Source organism: Devosia rhizoryzae (assembly GCF_016698665.1).
Classification (GTDB): Bacteria; Pseudomonadota; Alphaproteobacteria; order Rhizobiales; family Devosiaceae; genus Devosia; species Devosia rhizoryzae.
This window is the reverse complement of sequence record NZ_CP068046.1, coordinates 2,924,165-2,940,937: the sequence shown is the minus strand read 5'-3', so window position 1 is coordinate 2,940,937 and position 16,773 is coordinate 2,924,165. Positions and strand designations below refer to the sequence as shown.

Here is a 16,773-nt window from a genome sequence, read left to right as displayed (position 1 = left end):
AAAGTTTGAGCAGGCACTTGCCACCTACCGCAGACAACGCCCTCGCATCGCAACTCGAACTCGCCTTTGATGACAATCGCCTGGCGGCCCAGCTTTACGGCGATTTCGACCAGAACCTTGCCCTTGTCGAACAGCGCCTTGCCGTGACGGCGACGCCGCGGGGCAACCATGTGCTGCTCAAAGGCGCTGCCTCAAAGGTCGATCAAGCCCGGCGCGTGCTGGAATCGCTCTATGCCAATCTCGAGGATGGCCGCACCGTCGATATCGCCGATGTCGATGCGGTGATCCGCATGGTGGAAACCGAGGATTCGCAGCTGTCGCTGCCGACGCTGGAACGGCGCGGAAAGGTGCGCATGGCCCAGATCGCCACCCGCAAGTCGACGATTCTCGCCCGGACGCCGGCGCAGGACGCCTATATGCGTGCGATGGAGCGCAGCGAACTGGTCTTCGGCGTTGGCCCTGCCGGTACCGGCAAGACCTATCTTGCCGTGGCCCATGCCGCTTCGCTCCTGGAACGCGGCGATATCAACCGCATCATCCTTTCCCGCCCGGCTGTCGAAGCCGGCGAGCGCCTGGGCTTTCTGCCCGGCGACATGAAGGAAAAAGTCGATCCCTACCTTCGCCCGCTCTATGACGCGCTTTACGACATGATGAAGCCCGAAAATGTTGAGCGCTGCATCACCTCGGGCATTATCGAAGTGGCGCCGCTCGCCTTCATGCGCGGCCGCACCCTGGCCAATGCCGTGGTCATTCTGGACGAGGCGCAGAACACGACCTCGATGCAGATGAAGATGTTTCTGACGCGCCTGGGCGAGAACTCCAAGATGATCGTTACCGGTGATCCGACCCAGGTCGACTTGCCGCGCGGCGAGCGCTCGGGCCTCGTCGAGGCCGTAAACCTCCTTGATGGCGTCGAGAGCGTCCATATTTCGCGCTTCGACGACAAAGACGTGGTGCGCCACGCTCTCGTCGGTCGCATCGTGCGCGCCTATGAGGCCGATACGGCGCGCCGCATCGCCGACAAGGAAGGCGACAGGCAAGGCCTCGAGCGCGTTCTCGGCGCCGCACCGCGGAGCTGACGCGCGATCATGCCTGCAACACCACCCCTGGTAGTTGCCGTCATCCGCAATGTGGATGGCTGGCCCGAGCATTTTGACGCGCTGGCGGAAAAGGCGGTTTTTGCCGCGCTGACCGGTTCGAAGGCTAGGCTCAAGGGCGCCGCCGAGATTTCAGTGCTGCTCACCGATGACGAGGAGCAGCGTGAGCTTAACGCGCAATGGCGCGGCAAGGACAGCGCCACCAATGTCTTGAGCTTTCCCCAGATCGAGCCCTTCGGACCCGTTATGGGCCTTTTGGGCGACATCACAATGGCGCGCGAAACGCTGGAGCGCGAGGCGGCCGACTTGGGCAAAAGTCTCGACGACCATTTCACCCACCTTATGGTGCATGGCTTTCTCCACATTTTGGGCTATGATCACTTGGACGATGCAGAGGCGCTTCAGATGGAAGGGCTCGAAACCCAGATATTGGCTGGGCTCGGCATCGACGATCCCTATGCCGATTAACAGCGCTGCGGGGAACTCCTTCGGCCGGGGTCCATTGCTTCTTCGGTTTCAACCAGAGCCGCTTTGTTTACGCGGCACGAGATGATGAACGACACTGACAACAAGGCCCTTCGGGCGGCTGAAAACCCCGAGCCTCCTTCTAGTCCCGCCTCCGCCCAAGCGCGGGGGCCAAGCATCTGGAACCGCATCAAGGGGCTTGCCGCCCTGCGGACGGTTTCGTTGCGAGACGACCTCCAGGTCGCGCTTGACGAGAAGGGCAGCGCCGAAACCGGCGACTTCTCCGAAAGCGAGCGGGTTATCCTGCAGAACGTGCTCAAACTCTCCAAGGTGTCGGTGGACGACGTCATGGTCGAGCGCTCCGACATGCAGGCTGTGCCGGCCGATATCAATCTGGGCACGCTGATCGCTCGCTTCCGCCAGGTCGGCCATTCGCGCCTGCCGGTCTATGAGGGCGAGCTCGACAATATTTTGGGCTTCATCCACATCAAGGATGCCATGTCGCGTATCACCGAGCAGGTGACCGACCCCGAAAAGGACGTGCCGGTGCGCCTCCTGTCGGCAGCGCTGAAGCAAAAGATCGGCAAGCTCGGCATCATGCGAACGGCCATGTTCGTGCCTACCTTCATGCCGGCGGGTGATCTGTTGCAACAGATGCGCGCCAGCCGCACCCACATGGCCATCGTCGTCGATGAATATGGCGGCACCGATGGTCTTGTGACCATCGAGGACCTGCTCGAAGCCGTGGTCGGCGAGATCGAGGACGAGCACGACGTCACTGAGGCGGCGCTGATCCGCAAGGTTGGCGAAGACACCTATATCGCCAATGCCCGCGCCGAGCTTGAAGACGTGCAGGCACTGATCGGGCCCGATTTCGATCCCGGCGACTTTGCCGAGGAAGTGGACACGATCGGCGGCTTGGTGTTCGACTTGGCAGGACACGTGCCCAAGCGCGGCGAGCGGATTTTGGGGCTCGATGGCTTCGAGTTCGAAGTGCTTGCCGCCGATAGCCGCCGCATCAAGCGCCTGCGCATCCGCCGCAAACGCGAGGTCGTGGAAGAGCCGCTGGCGATCACCGATCAGCGGAGCGACGAAGAAAAAGCGGCAACGGCTGCGGAGTAACTACTCCGCGGCTGCGCGCGTCGCCTCCCACTCGTCAGTGGCGATCTGCCGCTGGCGAGCTAGGCGCAATTCATCGTCCTGCTTGGGGCACGAGCTGCAATAGGTTCCTGGAAACGCCAGGTAATCCATACAGCACCCCTTGCGGGCGGTGATCAGCACGTCGTGCCCGTCCTGAAGCGTGATCTTTTCGAGATTGCCGTGGCCGGTGAGGCCCATGGAAGAAAGCCAGAGGTCGCAGAGCCGCTGCTTTTCCGCGATCCCGATGCTGGGATCGTAATGGTCGAGCCGGGTCATCAGGCCCAGCATGCGATCGGTCAGGAGACGCAGCGCCGGGATGCGCTTAAGTTTGGTGACGGTGTTGATCTCGGCCAGCACCGTATCAGCCATGGCGCGCAATTCACGGCCGGCCAGCGCCACGAGCTCGTCGGTAGAGCCGGTGCGCTGTGGCGCCGCTTCCAGCCGATAGCCATTAATGTCGATATTCTGCCGTGACTGGCTGAGAAGCGTCAGATCCGGCAGCGCCCGGTGCACGTGGACGCCAATGGCGGCAAGATAAGCCGGCTGCCACATGAGGTTGGTCCAGAGCCGCACCGAATAGAAGGGCTGGCCGGCATGGGGATAGGTTTCCTCGAGCCGTGCGTAGAGCGTGCGCAGGAAATCTTCATTGTCGAGCCCGGTCCGATGCCAGCCCGGCAGATGCCCCCCCGGCGCGCCCTTGAGGAAGCCTGTGGCCTGGGCGCCCGCAGCGATAAAGCGCGTCAGCGCGACGTCTTCCTGGGCTGGAGCGAAAAGATAGTTGCGAGCCGTCACGGTTTCAATTCCCTGGGGCGAACCGGAGCTTTAGCGCAATAAACCGGACAAGAAAAGTCCGCTTCTGATGCCGGGCTTCTCCTGACGGGAGGTCGGGATTCTCCCCATGCCCCGATTCACTTAATGCCGCCTCCAGCCGGTGCAGATTTGGCGCTTACCAACTGCCTTGGAGGCCAGCAATGGTTCTGAGCCGAGCCAGATGGATCAAAGACCAACACGGCACGGCGGTTCTGGAATTTGCCATTCTGACCCCGGTGTTCTTGTTCATGCTGACCGGAATGCTGGCCTATGGCATCTATTTCGGCGCGGCCCATGCGCTTGGGCAACTGGCGGCTGACGCGGCGCGCACCGCGATCGCAGGACAGGACCAGAGCGAGCGAAACACGCTGGTTGCGGCCTTCATCGACCACAATGGCGGCGCCTACCTGCTGATCGACCCGGCGCGGCTGTCCTATGAGATCGGCGACAATCCGGATGATCCCAACCAATATGTGGTCCGGCTGCGTTATGACGCGACCGATCTGCCGATCTGGAACTTGTATCCGCCCCTGCCGCTGCCCAGTACGGAGATCGTCAATGGCGCCACCATCCGCCGGGGCGGGATATGAGCCTGAGGCGGTTTCTGCGCGATCGCTCGGGCAATATGGCGATCCTTTTTGCCCTGGGCTTTTCGGCGTCGGCCGCCATGTCCGTCATTGCCATCGATACTGCTGCGCTCTACCACGAACGGCGAGAGCTGCAGGCCGGGGTTGATCTGGCCGCCATTTACGCGGTGGCCGACGCCGCCCATGCCGGAACCCGTGCCCAGGCCGCCTTGCGTGATGCGGGGCTGCTGGACTAGGGCAGCACGGAGGGCCTGACGGTCACGACCGGCAATTACAATCCCGCCGAACCGGTCATCGGGGCGCGCTTTCAGCCGGGCAAGACACCGGCCAACGCCGTCCGCGTCAGCTTGCAGCGGCCCGGCACCTTGCACTTTTCCGCCCAGTGGCTGAACGCGCCCTCGATCGGCGCCCAGGGCATCGCCGCGGTTACCCCCGAAGTCTCGTTCTCGGTTGGCTCCCGCCTGGCGAGTCTTAATGGCGGCATCGCCAATGCCCTCCTCACAAAACTCACTGGTACCGCCGTTAACCTTTCGGTTCTCGACTACACCGCCCTCGCCGCCGCCCGCATCGATGCCTTTGCCTTTCTCGATGCGCTAGCGACGCAATTGGGCGTCACCGCTGGCAGCTATGACGACGTTCTGGCCATGGAGGCGCGAACCGGCACTATCGCTGCCGCCCTTGCAACCGTGGTCACCGGCGCAACGCGCACCGCGCTTCAGCCGCTGGCACATGCGGGACAAGGCAACACGGTGCCGCTGCGCCAGCTCTTTTCGCTGGGTGCACTGGGCAAGCTTCAGCTTGGAAGCGAAGGCGCCATGGCGGGCCTCTCGCTCTCGGCCATGGAAGTGCTCTCGGCCGCGGCGGCGCTGGCGGACGGAGACCGCCAGGCGTCGCTATCGCTCGGCGCGAACCTGCCGGGCTTGCTCAGCCTCGGCCTTGATCTAGTTATTGGCGACCCGCCGCAGGGCAGGGGATGGTTTGCCATCGGCCCGGTGGGTTCCGTTCTTCGCACCGCGCAGGTGCGTCTTCGTCTTAAGGCGAAGCTCCTGGGCGGACCGGTCCTGCTTGGTGCCGGTGTCAACCTGCCGGTCTGGCTCGACCTGGCTTCGGCCGAAGCCCGCGTGGTTTCGGCAACGTGCCCAACGGAAACAAACCCCGGCAGCGCCCGTATCGAAGTTCTGCCCGGTGGCGCGACGCTGGCTCTGGGCGAACTTTCCGATACGGCCTTCCGCAATTTCGGTACGCCGCCCAATGTGACCTCGGTGCGGCTCATCGATCTCCTCCTGTTGCGCGTCACCGGTTCTGCGCGCATCGAGGCGGTGCAGAACACGCCGCTGCGGCTCGATTTTTTTGCGACCGACATCAGGCAGGGCACGGCCCGGACCGCCCGCACCCAGACCATGGTGGCCGCACTCGCTCAATCGCTGCTGTCGGGCATGAGCATCCATGTCGATGTTCTGGGCCTGGGGCTTTCTCCCAGCTCGGTCATCGCCCAGGCCGTTCGCGCCCTCGTCATGCCCCTGGCGCCTACCCTGGACGCCACCATCAATGCCGCCTTTTCGACCCTGGGGCTCGGCGTCGGCGAAGCCGATGTGCGGGTCTATGGCGTGCGCTGCCACAAGGCTGTGCTGGTCGGCTAACACAGCGCTTGACGAGCTGTTCTGGTGTGATGGATATATAGCACACTAGAGGCGAAGCTTTTATGGATGATTTTCACGCCAAAGAGCCGATCTTCGTTCAGATCCGGCAACGGCTGATCGAGATGATCCTCCGCGGCCAGGTCAACGAGGGGGATGCTCTCCCCTCCGTTCGCCAGATTGCGGGAGAACTTTCAGTCAATCCGTTAACCGTCACCAAGGCTTTCGAGGCTTTGGTCGAAATCGGCGTTGTCGAAAAACGAAGGGGTCTGGGAATGTTCGTTACCACCGGCGCGCGTCCGGCACTTCTGGCGCATGAACGCGACAAGTTCCTGCGCGAAGACTGGCCGCGCATTGCCGCCCAGATAAGGGCGCTGGAGCTCGACATTGAAACCTTGATCGACAAGGCCGCTACTGGAGACCGCAAATGACCGACATGTCACACGTCGAACCCATCGTTTCGGCCCGCGGCCTGCGCAAGAATTTTGGGCGTAAGGAAATCCTCCATGGCCTCGATTTCGATATTCCGGCTGGGCGCATCTATGGGCTGATCGGCCATAACGGCGCGGGCAAGACCACGACGCTCAATGCCATGCTCGGCCTCACGAGCTATGAAGGCACCATTCGCGTCCTCGGCGAGGATCCATTTGCCCAGCGCGCCAAGCTCATGGAAAACGTCGCCTTCATCTCCGACGTCGCGAGCCTGCCGCGCTTCCTGCGCGTCCGCGAGCTCTTCGCGCTTTTGACCAATATCCACCCCAATTTCAGCCCGGACAAGGCGCGGAGCTTCCTTGAAGGCACCGACATCAAGCCGGAAATGAAGATCAAGACCCTGTCCAAAGGCATGCTGGCGCAGCTGCACCTGGCGGTGGTCATGGCCATCGATGCCAAGCTCCTGGTGCTCGACGAGCCGACGCTCGGCCTCGACATCACCTATCGCAAGCGTTTCTACCGGCGTCTCCTAGAAGACTACATGACCGAGGAGCGAACCCTGATCATCACCACCCACCAGGTGGACGAGATCGAATTCATGCTTTCCGACATCATGTTCATTCGCGATGGCGCGCTGATCCTGCACATGCAGATGGAAACCGTCAGCGAAAAATTCAGCCAGCTGGTGATCAATGGTCCCGAGGATGCCGAGGCGGCACGCGCGCTCAACCCCGTCTACGAGGAAACGCGCTTCGGCCAGACCGTCTTTATCTATGAAGGTGCCGATCGCACCGCGCTCGAACCCCTGGGCCGCGTTTCGACACCCACCATGTCGGACCTCTTCGTCGCGCTGATGCAGCGGCCGACCGCCAATCCGGTGACCGCTCGATGAAAGCCTTTATCGCCCTCGTGCGCCGCGAATTCATCGAGCATCGGAGACCGTTTCTTTATGGTCCGCTGATCCTTGTCGCCATCGTCCTGGCGCTGACCATTCTCGCCTTCAGCGTCAACCGGCTTGATACGCGGCTCACGGGACAGCTGGCGACCGTCGTGCCGACCTGGGTCTTCGAGGCCGGCTTTGCGGGTCTCGCCGTCGGCTGGATGATGTATCTGGGCTTCGTGCTGTTCTTTTACTGCGCCGATGGCTTTGCCGCCGACAAGCGCAACAATGCCATGCTGTTCTGGAAATCCATGCCGGTCAGCGACCTCAAAGTCTTGCTAAGCAAGCTTGCCGCGGCACTGACCATCCTGCCCGGCTCGGTGTTCGGCGTTGCGCTCTTTAGCATCCTGCTGATGTTCACCGTCGCCTATATCACCACCATGGTCGGCGGGCTGGGCACCGGCGCGCTCCTGGGCAGCATCGTTTCCACCTATTTCCAGATGGCGCTGGTCTTCCTCGTCGTCCTGGTCTGCGCCCTCCTCTGGTACCTGCCGTATATGGCGCTGGTCGGCGCGCTGGGTTCGGTGGTTGGGCGTTGGGCGATCCCGCTGACCTTCCTGTTGCCAACCGTGATCTCCGCACTGGAATGGGTGACGCTGGGCGGCATGCATCCCTTCGCCACCCGCACCTGGGATTTTCTCAACTATCGTTCGCAGGTGCCGGTCTCGCTCGATTATCTCGAAAGCGTTTTCGACGGTGCGGCGCCTTGGAATTCCAGTCTCTTCCTCACCGATATGCTGCAGAAGTTCGACTGGCTGCAGGTGGGGATCGGCGCAGGCTTTGCCCTCGTCGTCATCTATATCGCCGCCGAATACCGCCGCCGCTCGGCTGCCAATTAAGCTTCGGGCCGCGCTTCCCGCGCGGCCTTTCGCCTGCTAGAGCGATGCCATGACCCTGCCCACAATTGTCAGCTTCTGGCACGGGCCACTGAGCTGGCTTGAACATTTGTCGATCAAGAGTTTTCGCCGCCACGGCCACAATGTGGCGGTCTATTCCTACGCGCCCATCGCCGACCTCCCCGCCGGCGCCGAATGGCGCGACGCCAGCCAGGTGCTGCCCGAGGACAAGTTGGTGTTCTACAAGGGCAAGGGCACACCCGGCGTTTTTTCAGACCACTTCCGCTATGCGGCGCTGCGCGCCGGGCTCGGCATCTATGCCGATCTCGACATCTACTGCCTGCGTCCCTTCGACAAACCATCAGAATTCATGATGGCCTGGGAGCGGCCTGGCTCGGTCAACGGCGCGGTTCTCCGCATCCCGAGGGATGCGCCGCTTCTTCTCGACCTGCTCTCGATTTTCGAGAATCCGCACCGCCCCCTGTTCGAGCCGCACCTTCCCCCGCTCCGTCGCTGGGAAGTTGCCATTCGCCGCCTTTTTGGAGACCGCGTCTCACCCGAGCATATGCAGTATGGGGCAACCGGCCCCATGGCGCTGACCCATTACGTGGCGGCGCATGGGCTCATCGACAGAGTTTTTCCGGCGGATACGTTTTATCCCGTCCCTTATGAGGGCATTCCGGCGCTGATGAAGAAGGGTTCGAGCCTCGACGCTGCCATTACGCCGGAAACCCTGGGCATCCACCTTTGGCGGAGCCAACTTACCGACCGCGGGCGGGCGGGGCTGCCGCTTCCCGAACCGGGTAGCGCATTGGACACTCTCTGCGCCCGGGAAGGTCTTGATCCCGCCGCGGTCTAGCGACCAAGCCGCAGCGTCTTGCGCCACCACCGTTTCCAGCGATGCCGTGCGAAACGGTAGAACAACTCGTTGGTCATGACGTGTCGGTAAAGCCTGGCAAAGGCTACCGACTGCCGCATGCCCGAAAGCACGCCCCAGGGCTTGTTCTCTCCGGTGTAGTGGAGGATCGCGGGGTCTAATCCTTCATGCGCGTGTCGTGCATCCACCGTGTTCCAGCGCCAGGGAAGTTTCAACCACTTGCCTTGAAAGATCAGGTTCAGCAAATCCTGGTCGTAATAGATGCGCGCCATGACCCCACTGGCAAAGGCCTCTTCCATCCGCCCGATGATATCGGCGTCCCGCCACTTGGCAGTGTCGATCAGCACCATGCCTGCATTGAAATAATAGTCGGCCGGATCGAACAGATCACGATTGCCCTTGAGATCCCGGCCACCGGTGATGAACGCGCCGATCGTGTCTCGGACCGCAGCGATGGCATTGCCTTGCATGTCGATGTCGAAAAGCGTTTCAATCCTGTCACGCACCAGCATGTCGCAGTCGAGATAGAGAATCCGCTCCACCTCTGGCCCGACGAGGCGGTCCAGCATCAATCTGGCGTAGACGATGTTCGACAGCCGCTTGTTTTCCGGCATGCGCTTTGCGATGTCGCGAAACATTGCGGACTGGTCGAGATCGTACCAACGCAGTTCAACGGGAAACTCATCGGCGATTGCCGCAAGGTCTGCGCGATGCTGATCGGTCAGTGTGCGGTGGCATAGGTGAAACACGAGATCGTGGCGGCGAAGCGTGAACAAACAGACCGACCGCATGGTCGCATATGCCGGCGCCCAGAAATTGTCGTCAAAGGTGAGAGCGATATGAATGGCGTTCACGTCTGATCCTTGTGCGACAGCATGCCGATAAGCGCCAGCATCAGCCCGAACAGCATCGTCTGGGTCAGGATGCCGATCATGGCATTGGTAAGCCCCATGGTGAAATAGCCCGTGGTGGCCATGAGGCCAATAAACAGCGCATCGGGACGCCTGGCGCGCAAGCCGCCAAGGAGGGGAGCGAGGACGATCAAGGCATAGCTCAACAGGCCCAACAACCCTCCGATCACGGCAAAATCCGCAATGTCGTTATGAAGATGCTGCGAAGGCGCGAAGGGATTGTCGGGCGGACCAAACGGAGCGGCCTTGGCCGGGTAGTCGATCATGCCGAAGCCGTAGACGGGTGAGGCCTTAAAGGCTCCCCAAGCTGTCTGGAGCATGAACAGGCGCTCGCTGGTCGAGCCGTCTTCGGTCGAGCCTGTGAGGACCTGCTGCGCGATGTCTGCCAGCTGGAACTTTCGACCGTTAAGATCGACGCTGACGAAAGGCGCCGCGAAGACGAGGCAGGCAAATGCAAGACCGAGGCCAAGTGCGATGGCTCGACGGGGGCGCCAAATCGCGGCGACATAGAAAACCGCGCTGACCGCCGAAAGCACGAAAAAGGCCAAAAGCGGCCCCCGCGACCCCGAAAGCAGCACAGTCGCTAGAGCAAGCACCGGGCCGAGAAGCACGATAAAGCGCCAGCGGCTGCGGCTGGAAAGGCCGAGCAGCGACAAAAAGCCGAGAGACACGGCAAGGTCCGCAAGGTGGATCGGGTTGTTGACCGAAAAACCGCCCCGCGGCATCTGCAGCACGAAAACATCGTAGCCGGCAATCAGCGTCGACGCGGTGGTGCCGATCAGCGCCAGAACGCCGATGCTAAGTGGCCACAAAAGCTGTCGCGGTGCACGGGCAACCAATCCTGCATAGGGCCCGGCCAGCCATAGCGGCGCCAGGATCAGGATGGCGGCGATATGCTCGGCGCTGGTGGCGGTGGGGATGAGCGCAAGGAGCAGCAGCAGGCCGGCGCCGTAGACCACGAGAAAATGCTTCTGCTTGGCAATGTCGCGCGCCTGCCGATCGAAGAACAGCGCAATCAGCGCCACCACCATGAGAGCGAGGCCAATGATGTTTGCCACTTCCGGAAGCGGGGTGCTGAGCACGAGACCGGCAAACAGCGCCAGGGCGGCGAGAAGACTGACGAGCTGCGGCAAGGGACCATCCTGTTATCCGTGCCGTTGTGTCGCCTCGTGCTTCGCGCGTCAACTTCCGATCAGATCGCTACTTGCAAATGATTTGCAGTCGCACTAGCTTTCGGGCAATCAGGAGTGTGACGTGGTTCGCTTTCTCTATGTTCTGGCGCTGGCACTGGTGCCGCTAGCGCTTCCCGCCCAGGCTCAAGATCGCCTCAAGGCGGTGACGAGTTTTACCATTCTGGCCGACATGGCGCGCAATGTGGCGGGTGATGCGGCCGATGTGGTGTCGATCACCAAGCCCGGCGCCGAGATTCACAATTACCAGCCGACGCCGGGCGATCTGGTGGCGGCGCAGGATGCGGATCTTATTTTGTGGAACGGGCTCAATCTCGAGCAGTGGTTCGCCCAGTTCCTCGACAACCTGCCCGATGTCCAGAGCGTCGTCCTGACCGAAGGCATCGCGCCGATCGGCATCGGGGCCGGGCCCTATGAAGGCAAGCCCAATCCGCATGCTTGGATGTCGCCGTCCGACGCGCTGATCTATGTCGAAAATATTCGCAAGGCTTTCGTTGCGGCCGATCCGGCAAACGAGGCGATCTATTCCGCCAATGCCGCGGCCTATGCCGAAGCGATCACCGCAACGGTCGAGCCGATCCGTGCATCGCTCGCGGCGATCCCCGAGGAGCGGCGTTGGCTGCTGACGTCGGAAGGGGCTTTCGCTTATCTGGCGCGCGATTTCGGGCTCAAGGAGCTTTACCTCTGGCCCATCAATTCGGACCAGCAGGGCTCGCCGCGGCAGGTGCGCGAGGTGATCGATGCCGTGCGGGCCAATGCGATACCGGTGATCTTTTCGGAATCCACCATTTCGTCCCGGCCGGCCGAGCAGGTGGCGCGAGAAACCGGCATTGTCTATGGCGGGGTGCTCTATGTGGATTCGCTCTCCGAGCCGGATGGTCCGGTGCCCACCTATCTCGACCTTTTGCGCGTTACCACCTCGACCATTCTCGCAGGCCTTACTCCATGACCCAAGGCATTGTCGTCAACGACATCACCGTGGCCTATCGCAATGGCACGCTGGCGCTCAAGCACGCGACCTTCTCCTCGCCCCGCGGCTCGATCACGGCGCTGGTCGGGGTCAACGGGGCCGGCAAGTCGACGATCTTCAAGGCCATCATGGGCTTTGTGTCGCTGGTCAATGGCAGCATCACCATTCTTGGTGAGGAGGGCCGCAAGGCGCAGCGCAAGAACCTCGTCGCCTATGTGCCGCAATCGGAAGAAGTCGACTGGAATTTCCCGGTCCTCGTCGAAGACGTGGTGATGATGGGGCGCTTTGGCCACATGAACATGCTGCGCATTCCACGCCCGCTCGATCGCGAAAAGGTTGCGTCGGCGCTGGCGCGGGTCAACATGACCGATTTCGCCAAGCGCCAGATCGGCGAGCTTTCGGGCGGGCAGAAGAAGCGCGTGTTCCTTGCGCGGGCGCTTGCGCAGGAGGGCGAGGTCATCCTGCTCGACGAGCCGTTCACCGGCGTCGATGTACAGACCGAGGACGCCATTATCGCCCTGCTGCGCGACCTGCGCGACGAGGGCAAGGTGATCCTGGTATCGACCCATAATCTGGGCTCGGTGCCCGAGTTCTGCGACCGCACGGTTCTGGTCAAAGGCACGGTGCTCGCCTATGGGCCGACCGAGGAAGTGTTCACCCGCGAAAAGCTCGAGGAAGCTTTTGGCGGCGTCTTGCGCCACTTCGTCCTGTCTGGCGCGGGCCTTCACGACGATGACGATCCACGGCACCTGTCGGTTCTTACAGACGACGAGCGGCCGCTGGTGTTTTATGGCGAGAAGGGCCGCGAGGCGCAGCAGAACCGGCGGCCGGACGCGCCATGATCGACACCCTGATCGAGCCATTCGGCTACCACTACATGGTCAATGCCATGTGGGTTTCGGCCCTGGTGGGGGGCGTCTGCGCCTTCCTTTCGGCTTATCTCATGCTCAAGGGCTGGTCGCTGATCGGCGATGCTCTGAGCCATTCGATCGTGCCCGGCGTCGCCGGCGCCTATATGCTGGGCCTGCCGTTTTCGATCGGCGCATTTTTGTCCGGCGGCATGGCGGCTGCGGCGATGTTATTTCTGAGCCAGCGCACCAAGCTCAAGGAAGATGCGGTGATCGGGCTGATCTTCACCGGCTTTTTCGGGCTGGGGCTCTTCATGGTCTCGATCTCGCCGACGCCGGTGGATGTTCAGTCGATCGTTCTGGGGAACATCCTGGCCATCACGCCCGGCGAAACCATCCAGCTGGTGATCATTTCCGTGGTGACGCTCCTTGTCATGGCCTTGATCTGGAAGGATCTTATGGTCACCTTCTTCGATGAGAGCCATGCCCGATCCATCGGCATTCGCACCCAGCTGTTGCGGATCATCTTCTTCACCCTGCTCAGCGCCGCGACGGTTGCGGCGATGCAGACGGTGGGGGCGTTTCTCGTCATCGCCATGGTGATCACGCCGGGCGCGACCGCTTATCTTCTAGCCGACCGCTTCTCACGCGTGATTGTAATCGCCGTTTTTGCCGGGACGGCGACATCCTTTGTCGGCGCTTATGTCAGCTATTTTCTCGATGGTGCGACAGGCGGGATAATCGTGCTGCTACAGACGCTGGTTTTCCTTGCAGCCTTCGTCTTCGCCCCCAAGCACGGCATGCTCGCCGCCCGGCGCCGCATCCGAAAGGAAGCAGCATGATCCCGTGGTACGAAATGGCGCTCTGGCCCTTCAGCTTCCCGTTCATGGTGCAGGCCATGATCATCGCCGTGCTGGTGGCGGTGCCAACGGCGATGTTGTCCTGCTTCCTCGTGCTCAAGGGCTGGTCGCTGATGGGCGACGCCATCTCCCATGCCGTGCTGCCCGGCGTGGTGCTGGCCTATATCGTCGGCCTGCCGCTCGGCATCGGCGCCTTCGTCGCGGGGATGGTTTGTGCGCTTTCCGTCGGGTTCCTTAAGGAGAACAGCCGCATCAAGGAAGATACGGTGATGGGCGTTGTGTTTGCCGGGCTCTTCGGCCTCGGCATTGTCCTTTACACCGCGATTGAAACCGATGTGCATCTCGACCATATTCTTTTCGGCAACATGCTGGGCGTCGGTGCCTCGGACCTGATCACGGCCGGCATCATTGCTCTCGTCGTGGTCGCCCTGCTCGGCGCCAAGTGGCGCGACCTCATGCTCTTCATCTTCGATCCGCAGCAGGCCGGCGCCATCGGCCTGCCGACGCAGCTCCTGCATTACGGCCTCCTGGCGATGATCTCGCTGGCCGTGGTGGGTGCGCTGCAGGCCGTGGGGATCGTGCTGGTGATCGCCCTGCTGATCGCCCCCGGTTCCATTGCCTTTCTCCTAACCAAGCGCTTTGGCGTCATGCTGTGGCTGGCAATTGCCGTGTCGGTGGTGTGCAGTCTCGTCGGGGTTTATCTCAGCTTTTTCCTCGATAGCGCCCCGGCGCCGACCATCGTCTTGCTGATGAGCCTCTGCTTCGTCGCTGCTTTCATCGCTTCGCAGAAGAAGACTACGTCCGTCGCTTAGCCTGGATGCCAGGCTCCCCTCCCCCTTGAGGGGAGGGGTGGGGGTGGGGGTCCGGCAGTGATAAACCGCACCACCCCCACCCTCGGTCCCTCCCCTCAAGGGGGAGGGAGGCGCATGAGCCGAGCCTTCTATCCCCTTTATCCCCGCGGGGTGAGGCGGCGCCAAACTGGGCCCCAGTGAAAACCGGAGCCTATCATGGACAAGACAGCACGCCTCGACCTGCCCTTCATCATGGCAGGTCAGGCTCTCAAGCACATCACCCACAATGACGCCTTGCAGCGCCTTGATGCCCTGGTGCAGCCTCTCGTCGAAAGCTGCCTCGAGACAATGCCGCCGGCGACGCCACTTCCGGGCGAGAGCTATATCGTGCCCTCCGGCGCAGGTGGTGTCTGGGCCGGACACACAGACGAAATCGCGGCCTTCCAGTCGGGTGCCTGGACTTTCTACGATCCGGCCGAGGGCTGGCAGGTCTATGATCGCGAGAAGAGCGCTTTGCTGGTTTATTCGGGCACTGCCTGGACCGCCGTGGCGGCCATTGGCAGCGGGTTGCCGCAATTGGGCGTTAACACCAGTGCCGATCCGACGAACCGGCTGGCCGTTGCCTCGGAAGCAACGCTTCTGACCCATGCCGGGGCGGGCCACCAGCTCAAGCTCAACAAGGCTTCTGCTTCCGACACGGCGAGCCTTCTCTTCCAGTCCAATTGGTCGGGTCGCGCCGAGATGGGGCTGATGGGCGATAATCATTGGCGCATCAAGGTCAGCGCCGATGGCGCGAGCTGGACCGATGCGATCCGCGTCGATGCCGCTTCCAGCGCCATCAGCATTGGCGGCGTGTTGCGCCCGGCCAGCGACAATGCCCAAAGCCTGGGCAGCAGCAGCGCCCGCTGGTCCGCCGTGTGGTCGGCCACGGGTACGATCCAGACCTCGGATCGGCGCAGCAAGACCGCGATCGCGCCCACCGATCTGGGTCTTGCCTTCATCGAAGCGCTGGAGCCGGTGCGCTTTCACTGGCAGGAAGATGACGGCCGCACCCATTACGGTTTTCTGGCCCAGGAGGTCGCCGCGGCGGTGACGAGCTGCGGCGTGCGCGATTTCGGCGGCCATGTGCTGAGCGACAAGGAGGATGTCGATAGCCTTCAGGCACTGCGCTACGATCAGTTCATCGCCCCGCTGGTTGCGGCGGTGCAGGAGCTTGCGGCTCGGCTGCGTGCTCTTGAAGCGAAGGAGGCCTGACTTTCTCGATGGCGGGTGTCGGAGTAGGCTCTTCTTGTTCGTCTCGAGGGTGAACCGAGCAACAGGAGACCAGAATGACCTATGTCCAGGGTTTTATCGCCGCCGTGCCCGCCGCCAACAAGGAGGCCTATATGGCCCACGCCAAGGAAGCCTCCGAATACTTCCTCAAATGGGGAGCAACGCGCTGCGTCGAGAACTGGGGTGACGATGTGCCCAAGGGCGAACTCACCGACTTCCAGCGCTCGGTGCTGGCCAAGGACGACGAGGTGATCGTCTTTTCCTGGGTGGAATATCCCGACAAGGCGACCTGCGACGCCGCCAGCGAAAAGATGATGAACGATCCTGGCATGGCCAACATGCAGATGCCGTTCGATGGCGCGCGCATGATCTATGGTGGGTTTCAGACGATTTTTGATGTGGGGAATAAATAGACCCCCACCCGGCCTCCTCCGTAGGGCGGGGGAGGAGTACCATCGTGCCTGTGGCACGGTCGGGGGCTAACTCGATGAAGCCCCTCCCCCCTTCTTAAGGGGAGGTGGGGTGGGGGTGCCGGTGCCCTTATCGCGGAGCCCGCTTGGCCAGGATTCGCTGCAGCGTCCGCCGGTGCATGTTCAACCGCCGGGCGGTTTCCGAGACGTTGCGGTCGCACAGTTCATAGACGCGCTGGATGTGTTCCCAGCGCACCCGGTCGGCCGACATCGGGTTTTCGGGCGGCTCGGGCTTGTCTTCGCCGGTGGCGAGGAGGGCGTTGATGACGTCGTCGGCGTCAGCGGGCTTGCTGAGATAATCCATGGCGCCGAGCTTCACCGCCGTGACGGCGGTGGCAATATTGCCATAACCCGTCAGCACCACGGCGCGCGCGTCCGGGCGCTTTTGGTGGAGGGCCGACACCACGTCGAGACCATTGCCATCCTCGAGGCGGAGGTCGACCACGGCGAAGGCGGGAGGCTTTTCCGCGACGGCGGCGAGGCCATCGGCGACGCTGCCGGCGATGCGCACGTCAAAGCCACGGCGGGCCATGGCGCGCTCGAGGCGCTGGAGGAAGGCGGCGTCGTCGTCGACGAGCAGAAGGCTCGGATCGCCTGCCAAAAGTTGTTCGATCGTTTCCATGCCTCTCACATAGGCGCT

The 16,773-nt window shown here is 62.3% G+C and carries 20 protein-coding genes; 16 read left to right on the top strand and 4 right to left on the bottom strand.

The features are described 5' to 3' along the window. The first annotated feature begins 17 nt into the window (after positions 1 to 17). From JI748_RS14375 to JI748_RS14365, 3 genes are all read left to right on the top strand, one after another. Positions 18 to 1,079 carry a PhoH family protein gene (locus JI748_RS14375; RefSeq protein ID WP_233280540.1) on the top strand — a complete coding sequence of 354 codons (1,062 nt, stop codon included), beginning with the start codon at positions 18 to 20 and terminating at the stop codon, positions 1,077 to 1,079. A gap of 9 nt (positions 1,080 to 1,088) precedes the next feature. Beyond that, a complete protein-coding gene (ybeY, locus tag JI748_RS14370; RefSeq protein WP_201632104.1) occupies positions 1,089 to 1,565 on the top strand; it encodes an rRNA maturation RNase YbeY in 477 nt (158 codons plus the stop codon). 81 nt (positions 1,566 to 1,646) lie between these two features. After that, complete coding sequence (locus JI748_RS14365) at positions 1,647 to 2,684, top strand: hemolysin family protein (protein WP_233280539.1); 1,038 nt, start codon at positions 1,647 to 1,649, stop codon at positions 2,682 to 2,684. On the opposite strand, the gene JI748_RS14360 is transcribed toward JI748_RS14365, so the two are convergent. After that, positions 2,685 to 3,494, bottom strand: coding sequence for a siderophore ferric iron reductase (locus JI748_RS14360; protein ID WP_201632091.1), 810 nt, complete (start codon positions 3,492 to 3,494; stop codon positions 2,685 to 2,687). A gap of 179 nt (positions 3,495 to 3,673) precedes the next feature. Here JI748_RS14360 and JI748_RS14355 point away from each other — a divergent pair, with 179 nt between their 5' ends. The 7 genes from JI748_RS14355 (at position 3,674) to JI748_RS14325 (ending at position 8,803) form a co-directional block, all read left to right on the top strand. Then, on the top strand, positions 3,674 to 4,102 hold the full coding sequence (locus JI748_RS14355; protein WP_201632089.1) for a TadE family protein: 429 nt from the start codon (positions 3,674 to 3,676) through the stop codon (positions 4,100 to 4,102). Next, entirely contained in the window at positions 4,099 to 4,335 is a 237-nt protein-coding gene (locus tag JI748_RS14350) for a pilus assembly protein TadG-related protein (protein WP_201632087.1), read from the top strand. Before JI748_RS14355 ends, JI748_RS14350 begins: the two co-directional genes overlap by 4 nt. A 15-nt stretch (positions 4,336 to 4,350) precedes the next feature. Further along, the gene (locus tag JI748_RS14345) at positions 4,351 to 5,739 is read left to right on the top strand and encodes a TadG family pilus assembly protein (protein WP_201637381.1); all 1,389 of its coding nucleotides are present in this window, start codon (positions 4,351 to 4,353) and stop codon (positions 5,737 to 5,739) included. Positions 5,740 to 5,801: 62 nt separating this feature from the next. Next, positions 5,802 to 6,167: a GntR family transcriptional regulator gene (locus tag JI748_RS14340; RefSeq protein ID WP_201632085.1), complete on the top strand. Its 366-nt coding sequence runs from the start codon at positions 5,802 to 5,804 to the stop codon at positions 6,165 to 6,167. Beyond that, positions 6,164 to 7,060, top strand: coding sequence for an ABC transporter ATP-binding protein (locus JI748_RS14335; protein ID WP_233280537.1), 897 nt, complete (start codon positions 6,164 to 6,166; stop codon positions 7,058 to 7,060). Before JI748_RS14340 ends, JI748_RS14335 begins: the two co-directional genes overlap by 4 nt. Beyond that, on the top strand, positions 7,057 to 7,947 hold the full coding sequence (locus JI748_RS14330) for a hypothetical protein (protein WP_201632083.1): 891 nt from the start codon (positions 7,057 to 7,059) through the stop codon (positions 7,945 to 7,947). The genes JI748_RS14335 and JI748_RS14330 overlap by 4 nt, the downstream gene beginning before the upstream one ends. Before the next feature lie 49 nt (positions 7,948 to 7,996). Then, positions 7,997 to 8,803 (top strand): hypothetical protein, encoded by an 807-nt coding sequence (locus JI748_RS14325; RefSeq protein WP_201632081.1) that lies wholly within the window; start codon positions 7,997 to 7,999, stop codon positions 8,801 to 8,803. Here the strand turns inward: JI748_RS14325 and JI748_RS14320 are convergent. Beyond that, positions 8,800 to 9,675 (bottom strand): glycosyltransferase family 8 protein, encoded by an 876-nt coding sequence (locus tag JI748_RS14320; protein WP_201632079.1) that lies wholly within the window; start codon positions 9,673 to 9,675, stop codon positions 8,800 to 8,802. The genes JI748_RS14325 and JI748_RS14320 overlap by 4 nt on opposite strands. Continuing rightward, positions 9,672 to 10,865 carry an O-antigen ligase family protein gene (locus JI748_RS14315; RefSeq protein WP_201632077.1) on the bottom strand — a complete coding sequence of 398 codons (1,194 nt, stop codon included), beginning with the start codon at positions 10,863 to 10,865 and terminating at the stop codon, positions 9,672 to 9,674. Before JI748_RS14315 ends, JI748_RS14320 begins: the two co-directional genes overlap by 4 nt. 121 nt (positions 10,866 to 10,986) lie before the next feature. Between JI748_RS14315 and JI748_RS14310 the strand changes: the two genes are divergently transcribed. The 6 genes from JI748_RS14310 to JI748_RS14285 all read left to right on the top strand — a co-directional run bounded on the left by JI748_RS14310 (position 10,987) and on the right by JI748_RS14285 (position 16,076). Continuing rightward, positions 10,987 to 11,871 carry a metal ABC transporter substrate-binding protein gene (locus JI748_RS14310; RefSeq protein WP_201632074.1) on the top strand — a complete coding sequence of 295 codons (885 nt, stop codon included), beginning with the start codon at positions 10,987 to 10,989 and terminating at the stop codon, positions 11,869 to 11,871. After that, positions 11,868 to 12,734 (top strand): manganese/iron ABC transporter ATP-binding protein, encoded by an 867-nt coding sequence (locus JI748_RS14305; protein ID WP_201632072.1) that lies wholly within the window; start codon positions 11,868 to 11,870, stop codon positions 12,732 to 12,734. The genes JI748_RS14310 and JI748_RS14305 overlap by 4 nt, the downstream gene beginning before the upstream one ends. Continuing rightward, the gene (locus JI748_RS14300) at positions 12,731 to 13,582 is read left to right on the top strand and encodes a metal ABC transporter permease (protein ID WP_201632069.1); all 852 of its coding nucleotides are present in this window, start codon (positions 12,731 to 12,733) and stop codon (positions 13,580 to 13,582) included. Before JI748_RS14305 ends, JI748_RS14300 begins: the two co-directional genes overlap by 4 nt. Beyond that, complete coding sequence (locus JI748_RS14295) at positions 13,579 to 14,412, top strand: metal ABC transporter permease (protein WP_233280536.1); 834 nt, start codon at positions 13,579 to 13,581, stop codon at positions 14,410 to 14,412. Before JI748_RS14300 ends, JI748_RS14295 begins: the two co-directional genes overlap by 4 nt. A gap of 195 nt (positions 14,413 to 14,607) precedes the next feature. Then, entirely contained in the window at positions 14,608 to 15,645 is a 1,038-nt protein-coding gene (locus JI748_RS14290; protein ID WP_201632066.1) for a DUF2793 domain-containing protein, read from the top strand. Positions 15,646 to 15,719: 74 nt separating this feature from the next. Continuing rightward, a complete protein-coding gene (locus JI748_RS14285) occupies positions 15,720 to 16,076 on the top strand; it encodes a DUF1428 domain-containing protein (RefSeq protein ID WP_201632063.1) in 357 nt (118 codons plus the stop codon). A gap of 127 nt (positions 16,077 to 16,203) precedes the next feature. On the opposite strand, the gene JI748_RS14280 is transcribed toward JI748_RS14285, so the two are convergent. Beyond that, complete coding sequence (locus tag JI748_RS14280; protein WP_201632060.1) at positions 16,204 to 16,755, bottom strand: ActR/PrrA/RegA family redox response regulator transcription factor; 552 nt, start codon at positions 16,753 to 16,755, stop codon at positions 16,204 to 16,206. Between the last annotated feature and the right edge of the window lie 18 nt (positions 16,756 to 16,773).